Origin of the sequence: Limnohabitans planktonicus II-D5 (assembly GCF_001270065.2) — a bacterium.
GTDB classification, from domain to species: domain Bacteria; phylum Pseudomonadota; class Gammaproteobacteria; order Burkholderiales; family Burkholderiaceae_C; genus Limnohabitans_A; species Limnohabitans_A planktonicus.
Map to the genome: position 1 here is coordinate 91,862 of NZ_LFYT02000004.1, position 13,798 is coordinate 105,659.

The following is a 13,798-nucleotide window of genomic DNA, read 5'->3' on the forward strand; positions in this document are numbered from 1 at the left end:
TGAGTGTTTCAGAGGTTGATCAGTTTACTGTATAAAAAGACAGCTGTACATATTGTCAGTTCACGACGGACATGTTGGCCAGGCATGGGGCTTGTGCCAACGCTGACAAACGTCGGACTCTTCGAGTGCCGACCTACGGGGTGCTTTGTAGGTCGGCGGTCGCAGACCCCGACAAAAGCCCGCTGTTGCAGGTCGGCGGTCGAAGACCCCGACGGATGTGGGCAAACCGGCAAGACATGAATGAGGCGCGTGGTTGGCGCGGTAAACGTCGGACTCTTCGAGTGCCGACCTGCGGGGTGCTTTGTAGGTCGGCGGTCGCAGACCCCGACAAAAGCCCGCAGTTGCAGGTCGGCGGTCGCAGACCCCGACGGATGTGGGCAAACCGGCAAGACATGTACGAGGCGCGTGGTTGGCGCGGTAAACGTCGGACTCTTCGAGTGCCGACCTACGGGGCATTGGTTTTTTGTATGTCGGTGGTCGAAGACCCCGACATGGGCCTGGTGAAGCCCACAAACGTTGAATCAGGATCGCGCCCAAGCCCACAAACGTCGGACTCTGCGAGTGCCGACCGACGGGGCATTGGTTTTTTGTAGGTCGGTGGTATAAGGCCCCGACATGGGCCTGAGAAGCCCACAAACGTTGAATCAGGATCGCGCCCAAGCCCACAAACGTCGGACTCTTCGAGTGCCGACCTACAGGGGGACATGTATTTGCAGGTCGGTGGTCGAAGACCCCGACATGGGCCTGGTGAAGCCCACAAACGTTGAATCAGGATCGCGCCCAAGCCCACAAACGTCGGACTCTGCGAGTGCCGACCGACGGGGCATTGGTTTTTTGTATGTCGATGGTCGAAGACCCCGACATGGGCCTGAGAAGCCCACAAACGTTGAATCAGGACAGCGCCCAAGCCCACAAACGTCGGACTCTTCGAGTACCGACCTACGGGGCATTGGTTTTTTGTAGGTCGGTGGTCGAAGACCCCGACATGGGCCTGAGAAGCCCACAAACGTTGAATCAGAATAGCGCCCAAGTCCACAAACGTCGGACTCTGCGAGTACCGACCTACGGGGCATTGGTTTTTTGTAGGTCGGTGGTCGGAGACCCCGACATGGGTGCGCGTAGACCGTTCTGTTCATGCAGTAAGCTTGCCAGTCATCATTCCGTGAAATTTTTGGCAGGAAATCGGGACCATGTCAGACACGTTGAACCACACTTCATCCAACCCCGTGGCCGCTTGGGTTCAGCAGGCTTTGGCGGCCTGGCAGGGCGGGCAGCGCCAAGAGGCGCTGGCTTTTTTGCGGCAAGCCCATGCGCACGCCCCTGATGATGCAGAGATCGAGTCCAATTTGGCGCGGGTTGAATTGGGCGTGGGCCTGGTCGAAGTTGCCAGGCACCGGGCGGCCAACCTGGCCTTGAAGCTGCCCCAGGCCCAGGCTTTGGAACATGAGTTGGCGCAGGCTTACCTGGCCATGGCGCGTCCACCGGCACTGGCCGGGCGGTTTTATGCAGGTGATGCCGCGCAACTGGCCCATGATGTGGACGCCGCTTTGGCGCAAGCCACGGTCGTGCAAGCCCCTGCAGCAGACACGCCGCCCAAGGTGCTGGTGTTGCCGCATGCCGGGCATGTGTATTCGGGCGGCATGGCGGCCCAGGGCTATGCCTTGCTGCGCCCGCACTTGCAGCGCATCCGCAAAATCGTCATCCTGGGGCCGACCCATCGCATGTCCGTGCAGGGCGTGGCACTGCCAGGTGTGGGCAGTTTTGCAACGCCCCTGGGGTCTGTGGAGGTGGATTCTTTGGCCGCGCATGCCGTGGCGGATTTGCCGTTTGTCGTGTCTTTGCCCCAAGCCCATGCGCAAGAGCATTGCCTGGAAGTGCATTTGCCCTTCATTCAGCGGCTGTGGGCCGGGCAGGACATGCCCCGGGTCTTGCCGCTGCTGGTGGGGGCAGTGTCCCCAGAAGACGTGGCCCGGCTGCTGGCGCGCATCTGGGGCGGGGACGACACGCTGATCCTCATCAGCACGGATTTGTCGCACTTTCACCCCTATGAGCAAGCACGCCAAATGGACCTGGCCACCTGCGCGCAGGTGCTGGCGCTGGGCGTGGGGCTGAACCACCAGCAGGCCTGCGGGGCCACGCCATTGAATGCCGCTTTGCTGCAGGCGCGCACGAGAGGGCTGCAGGTGCAGCAGCTGGGTTATTGCAACTCGGGCGACACGGCAGGCAACACACCTGAAGGACGCCAGCGCGTGGTGGGTTATGCCAGTTTTGCCCTGTATGAACATGCCGCCCCCAGCGCGGCAAATGGTCTGGACGCGCAAGCCGGTGCTCAGCTTGTGCAACTGGCGCGCCATGGTCTGCACCGCGCCACAGCGGCCGAGCCTGTGCCAGCGCCCGAGGTCGTGGCGTTGTCAGCGCCAGGTGCCAGCTTTGTGACCTTGACACAAGCGGGTCAGCTGCGCGGCTGCATTGGCAGCTTGCAGGCGCACCGTGCTCTGCACGATGACGTGTTGGCCAATGCCCAGGCTGCCGCCTTGCAAGACCCCCGCTTTGCCCCCGTGACAGCACAGGAGGCACCCACTCTGGCCGTTGAGGTGTCGGTTTTGACGGCACCCGAGCCGCTACCCTTTGCCAACGAATCGCATGCCCTGTGGCAGCTGCAGCCGCATGTGCATGGGGTGATCTTCAGCTGTGAGCACCAGGGGCGGGCCTACCGCAGCACGTTCTTGCCGCAGGTGTGGGCGCAGCTGCCCGATCCGCGCAAGTTCATGGCCCAGCTCAAGCGCAAGGCCGGACTGCCTGCGGACCATTGGTCGGATGCGGTGCGACTGTCGGTGTACCGGGTGCAAAAATTCACCGAGGCGGACCATGCAGCCTGACGCCCCATACCCCGCCCGCTGGTGGCAAGTGCTGGCCGATGGCCGCATGCAGTGCGACCTGTGCCCGCGTGAGTGCAAGCTGCACGAGGGGCAGCGCGGCTTGTGCTTTGTGCGCCAGCGCGTGGGCGATCAGATGGTGCTGGACACCTATGGCCGCTCGAGCGGGTTTTGCCTGGACCCTGTTGAGAAAAAGCCGCTCAACCATTTTTATCCGGGCAGCAGCATCCTGAGTTTTGGCACTGCGGGGTGCAACCTGTCGTGCAAGTTCTGCCAGAACTGGGACATCTCCAAAAGCCGCGATGTGGACAAACTGGGCCAGCGCGTGATGCCCGCAGACATTGCCGCCGCCTGCGTGCAACTGCAAACGCCCATGGTGGCCTTCACCTACAACGATCCGGTCATCTTTGCCGAGTACGCCATCGACACCGCGCAAGCTTGCCGCGCCGCAGGCGTCAAGTCGGTGGCGGTCACCGCGGGCTTCATCCATGATGCGCCCCGGCGTGAATTTTTTGCCCACATGGATGCGGCCAACATCGACCTCAAGGCCTTCACCCAGGACTTCTACAGCCAATGGTGCGCCGGAGATTTGAGCAACGTGCGCGACACCCTGGTGCATGTGCAGCACGCCACCGACTGCTGGCTGGAGGTCACCACCTTGCTGATTCCCGGGGCCAACGATTCAGATGCCGAGCTCACGGCCCTGTCGCGCTGGATGGTGCGTGAACTGGGCCCCGATGTGCCGCTGCACTTCACGGCTTTTCACCCGGACTACAAGATGCAGGACAGGCCCCGCACCCCGCCTGAGACGCTGGCCCGTGCACGGCGCATCGCCATGGGCGAGGGTCTGCGCTTTGTCTACACCGGCAACGTGCACGATGCCCAAGGCGGCACGACCTTTTGCCCGCAATGCCAATCACCCGTGTTGGTGCGTGACTGGCACCTGGTCACGCACAAGGCCTTGCAGGGCAACCGCTGCGGCCACTGCGCGCACCCCTTGCCTGGGCACTTTGCGCCCGAGGGGCAGGCCTTCAAACCTTTTGGACGTCAACGCATTCCTGTGCGGTTTCAGGCGGCGCCTTGACTGAAAGAGGGGGGTGCCAAGTCACCCCTTATAGATTCGGCCTGATGAAGTCTGAACTGTGTGTTTCAAGCTGGGAGGATTTTGTGGGAGCTTGCAGCCAAGCGAAAAGCCTGTGGTCCACAAGCGTCTGATCGCCAGCAGGGCTAGCTCCCACAAAGCGCAAGGCTGCAGTCACCCTGCAGACTTCAAAGGGCCGGATCAATAGGTCGGCTGCAACAGATCCGACATGCAGAATTGATTTCAATCCAAGCTCGCAGGGAAGTCGCGCCGGACCCATACCCCGGTAAACCGCCATTCCAGCACCGGCGCTGAGCCATGAAAAAAAGTGGCACGATGGGTTGTACGGGGATACCTGATTCGACATCATGACGTACTGTTTAACCGCTGGTCATAGAGCCATTTGCGAATCACTTGTGCGTGAATGCCTTGGCTCAGTGAATGATCCGGGTTGATGATCACATTGGTCTCTTCAGGCACGATGACCGAAGGGATCACGAGGATGGGATGCTTTTGCTCTTTGATCCAAAGATCGCCCACATCAAGGCTGGCCATGCCAGCGGGCTCTGCATCCCACCCCACAGGCACATCCGATGGAGAAAGCTCCAGTCGTTTTGCCCAGACATTGGGGGGAATATCGATGCGAACGAGATATCGGTTCAACGGCAGGCTCGCGGCACCCAGATGCACCAGTGTCTCAAGACAAGCCAGTGCAATATTGCTTGAGGTGTAAACGGCAGCCATGCCTTTTCTGTTCCACCGCCCCCCTGTCTGCTTGGCACCCGTCCCACACAGACTGTTCGCCTTGTAGTGAGGTGACTCGGTCGCTATTCGCCAAGTGTTAAACGCCATCAAGCGTAGGCCCCTGACTGCATCCGAGCGAGCACATCGGACACCAGTTCCTGCCCTTGAATGGTGTCCATGAAATGCGCTGGCTTTTGCCCGCCAAGCGCTCCCAAGGGTTGCTCAAGCCATTGAGCAATCCAGTGTGCGGCGTTGAACCCCTTGGGGTTACCAGACTCTTCAACCATGGTCTGCACCTGACCAATCAACTTTTGAAGACCAATCATCCGCTCAGACAATGCCGTTGGAAGCAACTCATCCTTGGAGGTTTTGCGCTTCATGGTGGAAGGCGGGAAATCCAGGGTGATGTAGAGAGAAGATTTCGTGATTCCCATGTCAATGATGGTCATATCCACAACATCAGGTGCGACGCGCTGACGAATCAATTGCACCCGCTCAGCGGCAGACGCTCGGAAAATGCCCTTGTAATCGACCTTGGGGGGTGATTTTCTACGCGCAATTGGAAGCGTTTTTCTATTGGCAGACTCAATGGATTGACGGGGCATGATGACTCCTTTGAGCCTTCATGATAGACCAAATGAGCCTATGGAGGCGACGACCCCGGTAGGGACATGTCAATCGACCGGCTTGTACCCCGAGAGCGCTTGCTGAACTCGCCTCAATGACCCCAATCGGGGATGCACACAGGTCGAGGCCGTCAACTTGATGTCCGCATGTCCCAGCATGTCGGACACGGCCTTGATGTTGCCGCTCCGCTCAAGCATCACCGTGGCGCTGGTGTGGCGCACGCGGTGCGCACTCACCGTGTATCCCAAATGCCGCGACAAAGCCTCGAATGCGCGGCTGATGTGCTCGTCCAGCATTCGGGGTGATTTGATCCTGCCTGGCGTCAGCAAGGGCAGGCAAAACACCTGGTCATCTGGCTTGACCGGCAGGCCCGACTTATGGCCAATCTCGGCACGTAGTTCACGCAACTCCTGGCTGATCCACGCTGGCACAGGAACAAGCCATTCCCGTTGGGTTTTTGACCCATCTGACGACATAAGCAGGGCTGAACGCGAGAGCAGCACATGCTCCCACTTCAGTTCAACAATCTGACGCCGACGCATGCTTGTGAAGTGCATCACCGAAAACAACAAACGCCAAAATTTTGTTGGATTCAATCCGCTCACACTGTCTGATTCAAGTATGGCCATGGTGCGCTTGTACCAAGTGGAGGGGACTGTTTTCGGCCGCTTGACGCCCACAGGAGCTGGCCCAACTTTGACGAAGGGCTGGGACTGGATGTGGCCTTCAGCAAGGGCAAAATTGATCAATGCTCGAAGGTGGCGACGGTGCTTGTTGTAGCTGGTCGCCCGCATGCGCTCCAGGCACCAAACGCGGTGCGAGAGCAGCACTTCTACATTCAAGTCTTCAAGGGGTGCAGCAGCCACGGTGAAGCGTTCCAGGCAACGGATCGCATCTTCGTAGGACCGCACCGTGGATGGCCTCAAGAGTTTGTATCGGGTGTAAACAGCGAGAAGGTCACGCAAGTCAAATAACTGATTCATAGACGAAAAAAAACGGCGCAGTAAAAGTGCTGCGCCGTTAAAGCCCCAACTGGGGCAGGGAGGAAAAGTATTATTCGCTGGTGTAAGTGCTTGTTCTAAACGTAAAGGTCTTTGTGAAAAACCCCGTAGGATTCGTCGCTGAAACACTGCCAGTGTTTTTCCCCTCCACGTACACCGTGTAACTGCTATTGTCCAGAAGTCTTTGAGTGGGAACAATGAAGGCTTCGTTGCTGGCTATCGCATTTACTGTTGTTTTTTGAGGATCATTTTCCTTCGTAAGAATAACTGTATTGACAGCTTGGCCACCGTTCAACGTGATCGACTGCTTTGTAATTTCAAGCGTTGTGCCATTGGCCGTCATGAAATATACAGGTGTTCCATACGGCGATTGACTAAGGTCTTGACCTGGAAATGGATTAGGGTCTTCATTTCCAAATATTGGACTTAAATTACCAGTTGATTCACATGGGAATGAAACAATATCTTCATTTTTGATTCTTTGACCGGCTGGATTGGTGGTGCTTGGGATGCCCATATTAATTACCAGTCTTTTAAACCAACTATCAAAAGAGTTTTGGGAAGTATTCACGCCAAATCCAACTTCGATAGATTGATTAAATAACGCCTTTAGATGGTAAACAGTTGAATATAACTGCTTCAAGTTTACAGTTGCGGATTTTTCTGTTGCTGAGTAAGGAATCGGTGCTCCTATGAAAAAATTCCCAAACTGTTGTGTGGAAATGTTTTCTGTGGCGGGACTGAATGCGTTTTGCATGTAGCCTTGATTTGCTACCCGTATTGCAACCGTTTCGCCTGTAAATCCAGCGAGTGAAGAAACTTCAGTATGAACATTCAAATTATTAATTTTCAAGTAGTCTGCATGGGCTTGTGCAGCCTTATCCAATTTTTCATTCTGTGCAAGCTTTCCAAAGCCACACCGGCTGCGGTCATCGTTGAGTCGATTGAACAGAGCCACTTTATCAGCGGCATAAATGTCAGACGATGAATATGTTGCGGGGGCCACATTGGTAACCAACGATGAAGTTCCATTACCCCCCGCTGTGCCGTTGATGGCGATCTTGATGTCTTGCGTAGCAGTGCCATCGCTCGATGTCACAGTGAGCGTGTCATAGACCACCTGGCCCGAAGACAAAGCCTGAGTAACCGCCTTAGAGTTGTCCACCAGGTAGGTCCATGCACCCGTCGAGGCATTGAATGTGAACATTCCATAGGTGCCTGCAAAGCTGGCTGGTGTTTTGAACACAGCTTGACCAGCGTCAGGATCAGTGATCGTGAGCGTGCCAGACACAGCGTTGCTTGCGCCTTTAGCGGTCGTGCCAGTACTGGTGCCGCTGATTGATGCGGAAGTGTTGTTCGTGCCGCCACCGCCGCCACCGCAAGCGGTCAAGAAAGAAGAAACGGCCAAAGCAGTGAGAGTCAAATTTTTCATGTTGAACCAACCTATGCAATTTGGATAAGCACAATTGCTGTTTTTGCGCCTGAAGATTAGCATCTTAGTGGTATATCAATAATCGGAACTCTTGAATTCATGAGATCTGTACAAGACGCGACAAAATCTCTAACCCCGATGGCATGGGGCCGCTGTTGTCAAACACTGAGAGCGTCAATGGCAAGCCCCTGGCGGCTGAGAAAACGTTCCCCACCCATCCATCACGCTCACTGGGCATGCCAGGCGTCCAGGCGCGACTTGTGTCCAATCTTGTGTCCAATGCCCTTTGATTCAATCGTTCCTCGCGCATGGCCTCGTCACAGAACACCAACACGATGCTCGATCCTGGGGGAATCCATCTCAGATGTTCGGGTGCAGCGGGGAAACCATCACACACGACACGCTCATGTTTGGCTAAATCGTTGACGAGCATTTGACCGAGTTCCATAGACATGGGCGTGCCTGGCGTGACGCGCCCAATGCGGACCATCGTTCGTGGTGCACCCATTTGGGTTGTCGCAGCCACAGAAAAAATCCTCAACCAGATCCAAGAAATGGTCATACGCAGCCGTCTTGGAGACAGCCTGACCCACGCAAGGCAGACCCGGTGAGCCAACGTGACTCGTTTTGGGCCGTTGATGCTTTAGCATGTTTTTTCGAAAGGTTTTTGATGTCCCCAGCGTTTTCTGCATCCTTCCAGCGCCTGGCCTGGTCCAACCTGTTGGCCCAATCAGCCGAGCAGCTTAGCCTGGCCGCTGTGCCCATCGTGGCGGTGCTGTTGCTTCAGGCAGGTCCCGGTGAAATTGGTTTGCTGGCCTCCATCCAATCGCTGCCGTTTTTGTTGTTGTCCATGCCGCTGGGCCTGCTGGCCGACCGCACTTCGCGCACGCGCTTGATGGCGCTGGCCGAGACGCTGCGGGCGCTGGCTTTGCTGCTCTTGCTGGCGCTGATCGTCACGGGGCATGTGTCGATTGCGGCTTTGGCCATCATTGGTTTCATGGCGGCCGTGGGCACGGTGGCCTTCAGCGTGGCTGCGCCTTCGTTGGTGCCTGCGCTGGTGCAGGTCGATGGCCTCGCGCAAGCCAATGGGCGGCTGGAGTTGGCGCGCAGCGCGGCTTTTGCGGCAGGCCCGGCCTTGGCCGGGGCTTTGATCGCGTGGACCGGGGCGTCGGCGGCGTTTGTGCTGTCGGGCATGTTGTCGGTGGCGGCGGTGTTGTGCCTGCGTGGCATTGTCGAGCCCACCCGTGCTGCCATGCCCGCGCGTCACCCTTTGCTGGAGTTGCAAGACGGTGCCAAGTGGGTATGGCAGAGCGACTTGCTCAGGCCCATGATGTTTTGCTCGGTTGCCTGGAACATTTCTTGGTTCATGCTGCAAGCGGCCTATGTGCCCTATGCCATCCACGACCTGGGGCTGGACGCCAGTGGCGTGGGCGTGACGCTGGCTTTGTATGGCGTGGGCATGATCTTGGGGGCATTGCTGGCGCCGCGTGTGGTGCGAGCGCTGCCGTTTGGGCAGGCGATTTTGCTGGGGCCTTATTTTTCGGTGTTGGCGGCAGTCACCATGGCGCTGACCTTGTATTGGCCGCAGGGCTGGCTGGCGGCGCTGTCTTACTTTTTCTTTGGGGTGGGGCCGATCATCTGGACCATCACTTCGACCACGCTACGCCAGACAGTCACGCCTCGCGCCATGATCGGGCGGGTCACGTCGATCAACATTGTGGCCAGCACAGGCGCACGGCCTTTGGGGGCGGCGCTGGGCGGTGTGGTGGGGGTGAGCTTTCCGGTGTCGGTGAGCCTGTGGTGCGTGGTGCTGGGCTTTGGCCTGCAGGCCATCATCATCAGTGCGTCCAAGATCAGGACGCTCAAGCGCTTGCCTGAGCCTTTGCCCGATTGATTTTAAAAACAGAGGAGACAACAGCATGGAACAAGCTGAGTTTGAAGAATTGCTCAAGCGGTTTTCGGCCGCCGCCGAAGCGGGCGATGGCGAGGCTTTTGCGCAGTGTTTCACGTCCGATGGCGTTTACCACGACTACATCTACGGCGACCACACGGGCCGCGCCGACATCGCCCACATGATGAACGACCTGTTCCACCGCGATGCCGGGCCCGATTACCGCTGGGAGATGTTTGAGCCCGTGTGCAATGGCCAGGTGGCCTATGCGCGGTCTTTGTCGAGCTTCACCTCACGGGTGCCCGAGTTTGCGGGGCGGCAGGTGGTGATCGACGGCATCAGCCGCTTTGAGCTGCGTGACGGGCTGATTTGCGATTACAGCGAATCGGTCAATGGCGGTGTGGCCATGGTGCAGCTGGGGGTGGCTGCGCCGCGCCTGGAGAAGGTGCTCAAGCGCTGGAGCCAGCAGTTGATTGACCAGCCTGCCACCCAGGCATTTTTGGCCCGTGGCAAGCGCACCGTTTGATTTGTTCAATCCTTCTTTGAAAGGCGTGGCCATGAGTTTCCAAGACATCCTTTACAGCGTGGAGCACCGCATCGCGACCATCACCTTGAACCGCCCGGACAAGCTCAACGCCTGGACCGCTGTGATGGAGCGCGAGGTGCGCGAAGCCATGGACGCCGCAGCCGCAGACGAGGGCGTGCGTGCCATCGTGCTCACGGGTGCAGGGCGGGGCTTTTGCGCCGGGGCCGACATGGATTTGCTCAAGGGCCTGGACCCGAGCGACATCACCGCGACCACCTGGACGCGGGCTTTTGATGTGAACCAGCGGCTGGACTACCAGACGCGTTACGGCTTTTACCCGGCGATCCCCAAGCCGGTGATTGGCATGCTCAATGGTGCAACCGCAGGCATTGGGCTGGTGCACGCCTTGTATTGCGACATCCGTTTTGCGGCCGACAACGCGGTGTTCACCACCGCGTTTTCAAGGCGCGGCTTGATTGCCGAACACGGCCTGAGCTGGATGCTGCCCCGCATCGTGGGCCACGCCAACGCGATGGACTTGCTGCTGTCGGCCCGCAAGGTGTTGGCCCCCGAGGCGCAGGCCATGGGCTTGGTCAACAAGGTGTTTGCACCCGATGCATTGGCTGCAGCGACGTATGCCTATGCGCGTGATTTGGTGGACAACGTGTCGCCGCGCTCGATGGCGGTGATCAAGCGCCAGCAGTACGACGCGCCGTTTCAGACGCTGGCAGAAAACACCCGCCAGGCCAACGCCGAGATGGCCCGCAGTTTTGCCAGCGATGACTTTCGCGAAGGGGTGGCGCATTTCATGGAAAAACGCGCCCCGCAATTCACGGGTAAATGAGGCTTGGGGAAAGACGTGTATTCCGGCTTTGCGAAGTTTTAAGGAACAAAGATGTTGTAGGTCGGTGGCTTCAGCCCCGACATCTAACCTACGCCGAAGCCAGCAATGTCGGGGCTAAAGCCACCGACCTACGGGGAGCCGGCGAGCAAATTTCAAACTTCAGCGTGCAGTGCCCACAAGGGCAGGTCGCAGGGCTGACTCACTTGAGCGTCATCAGTGGGATGTCTTTTTCCGTCGCCAGTTTGTCGAGCTGTGCGCGTGTCTGGCTGGCCAAATAAGTTTCTATGGCTTTGCGGGTCGCAGGCTTGAACAGGTCCTTGACCGGGTGGGTCAGTGGGACGCCTGCGGCTTCGCAGAGACTCACGGCAAAGTGCGGCTCCAGCGCCGCCACGGCCACGCGGCCGTTCTTGCAGGCGTAGATGCGGTAGCCCGCGTGTGCGCCGCCCACCGCGCCGTCGGGCGTGGTCATGCGCAGCTGGCGCGGCAGGGCCAGCCAGGCGGCGGCGTCTGACAGGGCCACTTCGTGGCGCGAGCCTTTGCCCGTGGTCTTGAGCGAGATGATGGCCTTGAGCGTGGCTTCGCTGGCCATGAGTGCACCGCCCATGTCGGCAAACAAACTCGGAGGCAAGTCCATGCCGTTGACCAAACCCACTTCGGCCTGGTAGGTCAAATCGTGTCCGGGAATTTCGGCCAGCGGGCCTGGGGCGCCGACGACTTCGATCAGGCTGAGCGTGGGGTATTGTTTGCGCAGGGTTTTCCAGCTCAGGCCCAGCTTGGTCAGGGCCGAGGGGCGGAATGAGGTCAGCAGCACATCGGTCTTGGGGAGCAGTTTGTGCAAGGCGGCTTGTCCGGGCTCGGTTTTGAGGTCGAGGGTGTGGTGTTTCACCCCCTTGTGCATCAGCGCGTAACCGTCGGGTGTGTAGTGCTGCATGGGGTCGCCAGCAGGCGGGTTGATCTTGGTGCAGCTGGCGCCCATCTCGGCCAGGCGCATCAGGGCGGCAGGTCCGGGCAGGTTGAGGGCGAGGCTGACGACGCGAACGCCGCGAAGGGGTTTTGTGGATGGCATGTTGTTGATCTTGAAATTGTTGCTTCAGCATTATGTGCAAGGCGCTGACGGGGCACTGTCACTTGCGCTGAAGGGGCACAGGCCCTCGTCGGGGCTGAAGCCACCGACCTACAAATACCGCGCCGCAGGTCGGCACTCAAAGAGTCCGACACCTCTTCGATGACCCGCTGCGCTTGCAAGGGCATGACCCTTCACACGGCAGCGTCGGGGTCTTCGACCACCGACCTACCAATACCGCGCCGCAGGTCGGTACTCAAAGAGTCCGACACCTCTTCGATGACCCGCTGCGCTTGCAAGGGCATGACCCTTCACAAGGCAGCGTCGGGGTCTTTGACCACCGACCTACAAATACCGCGCCGTAGGTCGGTACTCGCAGAGTCCGACACCTCTTCGATGACCCGCTGCGCTTGCAAGGGCATGACCCTTCACAAGGCAGCGTCGGGGTCTTTGACCACCGACCTACCAATACCGCGCCGTAGGTCGGTACTCAAAGAGTCCGACATTTGCACGCTTTGGCACAGGCCCTCGTCGTGGCTGAAGCCGCCGACCTGCGAGGGCATGATCTCGTGGGTCGCTCGCCGGGTGGGCTCCTGCAAAAGACAGGCCTCTCGCAGGACAGTTCAAGCCCCCAGATTGCGCAGGGTGGCCTCGATGGCGGCTGCGGTGGCGATGGGTTTTTCCATGGGGAAGAGGTGGGAGCCGTCGAGCATCATGATGCGGCCTTTGACGACCTGGTGGGTCAGATCGGCACCGGCTTGGCGCATTTCGGCTGAGTGCGTGCCGCCAATGAAGGCCGCAGCGCATTTGAGGGGGTGGCGCTTGAGCAGGCTGTCGAGTTTGTGCGGCAGGCTGTTGTAGATGGCGGTTTCGATGTCGCGGTCAAAATTCAGAACCCGTTGGCCGCCTTCGTCGTGCGTGCCGAACTCAATGTAGTCCCGCAGCACCTGCGGGTCCCAGCGGGCAAAGGATTTTTTGTGCGCAAAGCTTTCGAGGGCGGCTTGGGCGTCGGGCCAATGGTTGCGGCGCTTTTGGCTGATGCGCCCGGGGGAGAGTGCCCCAATCAGGGGGGTGCGTTTGGCCAGGCCCAAAGTGGTGGCGCGCCAACCGCCCAGCACGGGTGAGTCGATCAGCACCACACCGCGCACCAGCTCGGGGTGGCGGGCAGCGCACATGAGGCTCAAGATGCCGCCCAGCGAGTGGCCGACGAGAAAGGCGGGTTCTGATGGGCCATTCGGGCTTTGTGGGGCAGCCTGCGTGGACTGCCGCGCTTCGCTCGCAGTGACGGGGAATAGACCAGCGCCGCCATCGTGAGACTGACGGCTTTCGCTTGCAGTAACGGGGAATCTCTCCACGCCGTCATCGCGAGGAACGAAGTGATCCAGGGATTGCCGGGCTTCGCTTGAAGAGGCGGGGAATCTATCAACTCCGTCATTGCTAGGAACGAAGCGATCCAGGGATTGCCGGGCTTCGCTTGCAGTAACGGCGAGTGCGGCTGCGGTGTAGTCGTTTTGCTTGTCACGCGCAAAGTCGGCCAGTTGCTGCACCAGATAGGGCCAGTTGTTGGTGACCGGGTATTTCGGGTCATGCCCGTACATCTCCACCGCGTCGACCTGAAAGCCGCGCTGGCGCAAGCTGTCCAGCATGACCCGGTAGGTGCTGGCCGGGAAGCTGTTGCCGTGCGAGAAGATGATGCGGGGTGGCTTCTGCATG

General features: G+C 59.0%; 12 protein-coding genes and 1 pseudogene. 5 read left to right on the forward strand and 8 right to left on the reverse strand.

Annotation, left to right across the window (positions count from 1 at the left end):
* The first annotated feature begins 1,190 nt into the window (after nt 1–1,190).
* Nucleotides 1,191–2,879, forward strand: coding sequence for an AmmeMemoRadiSam system protein B (gene amrB, locus H663_RS24905; RefSeq protein WP_205872679.1), 1,689 nt, complete (start codon nt 1,191–1,193; stop codon nt 2,877–2,879).
* The gene (gene amrS, locus H663_RS24910) at nt 2,869–3,960 is read left to right on the forward strand and encodes an AmmeMemoRadiSam system radical SAM enzyme (protein WP_053169735.1); all 1,092 of its coding nucleotides are present in this window, start codon (nt 2,869–2,871) and stop codon (nt 3,958–3,960) included. Before amrB ends, amrS begins: the two co-directional genes overlap by 11 nt.
* Before the next feature lie 363 nt (nt 3,961–4,323).
* Here amrS and H663_RS24915 read toward each other — a convergent pair whose 3' ends face one another.
* The 5 genes from H663_RS24915 to H663_RS24935 all read right to left on the reverse strand — a co-directional run bounded on the left by H663_RS24915 (nt 4,324) and on the right by H663_RS24935 (nt 8,215).
* Nucleotides 4,324–4,809, reverse strand: a complete 486-nt coding sequence (locus tag H663_RS24915; RefSeq protein ID WP_053169733.1) for an RES family NAD+ phosphorylase — start codon at nt 4,807–4,809, stop codon at nt 4,324–4,326.
* Nucleotides 4,809–5,306 (reverse strand): antitoxin Xre/MbcA/ParS toxin-binding domain-containing protein, encoded by a 498-nt coding sequence (locus H663_RS24920; protein WP_083451039.1) that lies wholly within the window; start codon nt 5,304–5,306, stop codon nt 4,809–4,811. The genes H663_RS24915 and H663_RS24920 overlap by 1 nt, the downstream gene beginning before the upstream one ends.
* A 69-nt stretch (nt 5,307–5,375) precedes the next feature.
* Nucleotides 5,376–6,458 carry a tyrosine-type recombinase/integrase gene (locus tag H663_RS24925; RefSeq protein WP_133239966.1) on the reverse strand — a complete coding sequence of 361 codons (1,083 nt, stop codon included), beginning with the start codon at nt 6,456–6,458 and terminating at the stop codon, nt 5,376–5,378.
* Nucleotides 6,382–7,761 carry a VCBS domain-containing protein gene (locus tag H663_RS24930; protein ID WP_165803857.1) on the reverse strand — a complete coding sequence of 460 codons (1,380 nt, stop codon included), beginning with the start codon at nt 7,759–7,761 and terminating at the stop codon, nt 6,382–6,384. The genes H663_RS24925 and H663_RS24930 overlap by 77 nt, the downstream gene beginning before the upstream one ends.
* Before the next feature lie 97 nt (nt 7,762–7,858).
* Nucleotides 7,859–8,215: a hypothetical protein gene (locus H663_RS24935; protein ID WP_053169725.1), complete on the reverse strand. Its 357-nt coding sequence runs from the start codon at nt 8,213–8,215 to the stop codon at nt 7,859–7,861.
* A 216-nt stretch (nt 8,216–8,431) separates the two neighbouring features.
* Here H663_RS24935 and H663_RS24940 point away from each other — a divergent pair, with 216 nt between their 5' ends.
* From H663_RS24940 to H663_RS24950, 3 genes are read left to right on the forward strand one after another with little or no spacing between them, the layout of a single operon-like run.
* A complete protein-coding gene (locus H663_RS24940; protein ID WP_053169723.1) occupies nt 8,432–9,655 on the forward strand; it encodes an MFS transporter in 1,224 nt (407 codons plus the stop codon).
* 25 nt (nt 9,656–9,680) lie between these two features.
* A complete protein-coding gene (locus H663_RS24945; protein WP_053169721.1) occupies nt 9,681–10,178 on the forward strand; it encodes a nuclear transport factor 2 family protein in 498 nt (165 codons plus the stop codon).
* A gap of 31 nt (nt 10,179–10,209) precedes the next feature.
* On the forward strand, nt 10,210–11,022 hold the full coding sequence (locus H663_RS24950; RefSeq protein WP_053171431.1) for an enoyl-CoA hydratase: 813 nt from the start codon (nt 10,210–10,212) through the stop codon (nt 11,020–11,022).
* Between the two features lie 199 nt (nt 11,023–11,221).
* On the opposite strand, the gene H663_RS24955 is transcribed toward H663_RS24950, so the two are convergent.
* From H663_RS24955 to H663_RS42465, 3 genes and pseudogenes are all read right to left on the reverse strand, one after another.
* Complete coding sequence (locus H663_RS24955; protein ID WP_053169719.1) at nt 11,222–12,088, reverse strand: CoA transferase; 867 nt, start codon at nt 12,086–12,088, stop codon at nt 11,222–11,224.
* Nucleotides 12,089–12,708: 620 nt separating this feature from the next.
* Entirely contained in the window at nt 12,709–13,470 is a 762-nt protein-coding gene (locus tag H663_RS41530; protein ID WP_420844036.1) for an alpha/beta fold hydrolase, read from the reverse strand.
* A 135-nt stretch (nt 13,471–13,605) separates the two neighbouring features.
* Nucleotides 13,606–13,797 (reverse strand): annotated as a pseudogene (locus H663_RS42465) (lipase family protein); the annotation flags it as partial.
* Nucleotide 13,798 lies beyond the last annotated feature (1 nt).

What these genes read in the sequence shown, in the direction of transcription:
- amrB (WP_205872679.1), top strand. Translation starts at nt 1,191, where the DNA reads ATGTCAGACACGTTGAACCACACTTCATCCAACCCCGTGGCCGCTTGG.
- amrS (WP_053169735.1), top strand. Translation starts at nt 2,869, where the DNA reads ATGCAGCCTGACGCCCCATACCCCGCCCGCTGGTGGCAAGTGCTGGCC.
- H663_RS24915 (WP_053169733.1), bottom strand. Translation starts at nt 4,809, where the DNA reads ATGGCGTTTAACACTTGGCGAATAGCGACCGAGTCACCTCACTACAAG.
- H663_RS24920 (WP_083451039.1), bottom strand. Translation starts at nt 5,306, where the DNA reads ATGCCCCGTCAATCCATTGAGTCTGCCAATAGAAAAACGCTTCCAATT.
- H663_RS24930 (WP_165803857.1), bottom strand. Translation starts at nt 7,761, where the DNA reads ATGAAAAATTTGACTCTCACTGCTTTGGCCGTTTCTTCTTTCTTGACC.
- H663_RS24935 (WP_053169725.1), bottom strand. Translation starts at nt 8,215, where the DNA reads ATGTCTATGGAACTCGGTCAAATGCTCGTCAACGATTTAGCCAAACAT.
- H663_RS24940 (WP_053169723.1), top strand. Translation starts at nt 8,432, where the DNA reads ATGTCCCCAGCGTTTTCTGCATCCTTCCAGCGCCTGGCCTGGTCCAAC.
- H663_RS24945 (WP_053169721.1), top strand. Translation starts at nt 9,681, where the DNA reads ATGGAACAAGCTGAGTTTGAAGAATTGCTCAAGCGGTTTTCGGCCGCC.
- H663_RS24950 (WP_053171431.1), top strand. Translation starts at nt 10,210, where the DNA reads ATGAGTTTCCAAGACATCCTTTACAGCGTGGAGCACCGCATCGCGACC.
- H663_RS24955 (WP_053169719.1), bottom strand. Translation starts at nt 12,088, where the DNA reads ATGCCATCCACAAAACCCCTTCGCGGCGTTCGCGTCGTCAGCCTCGCC.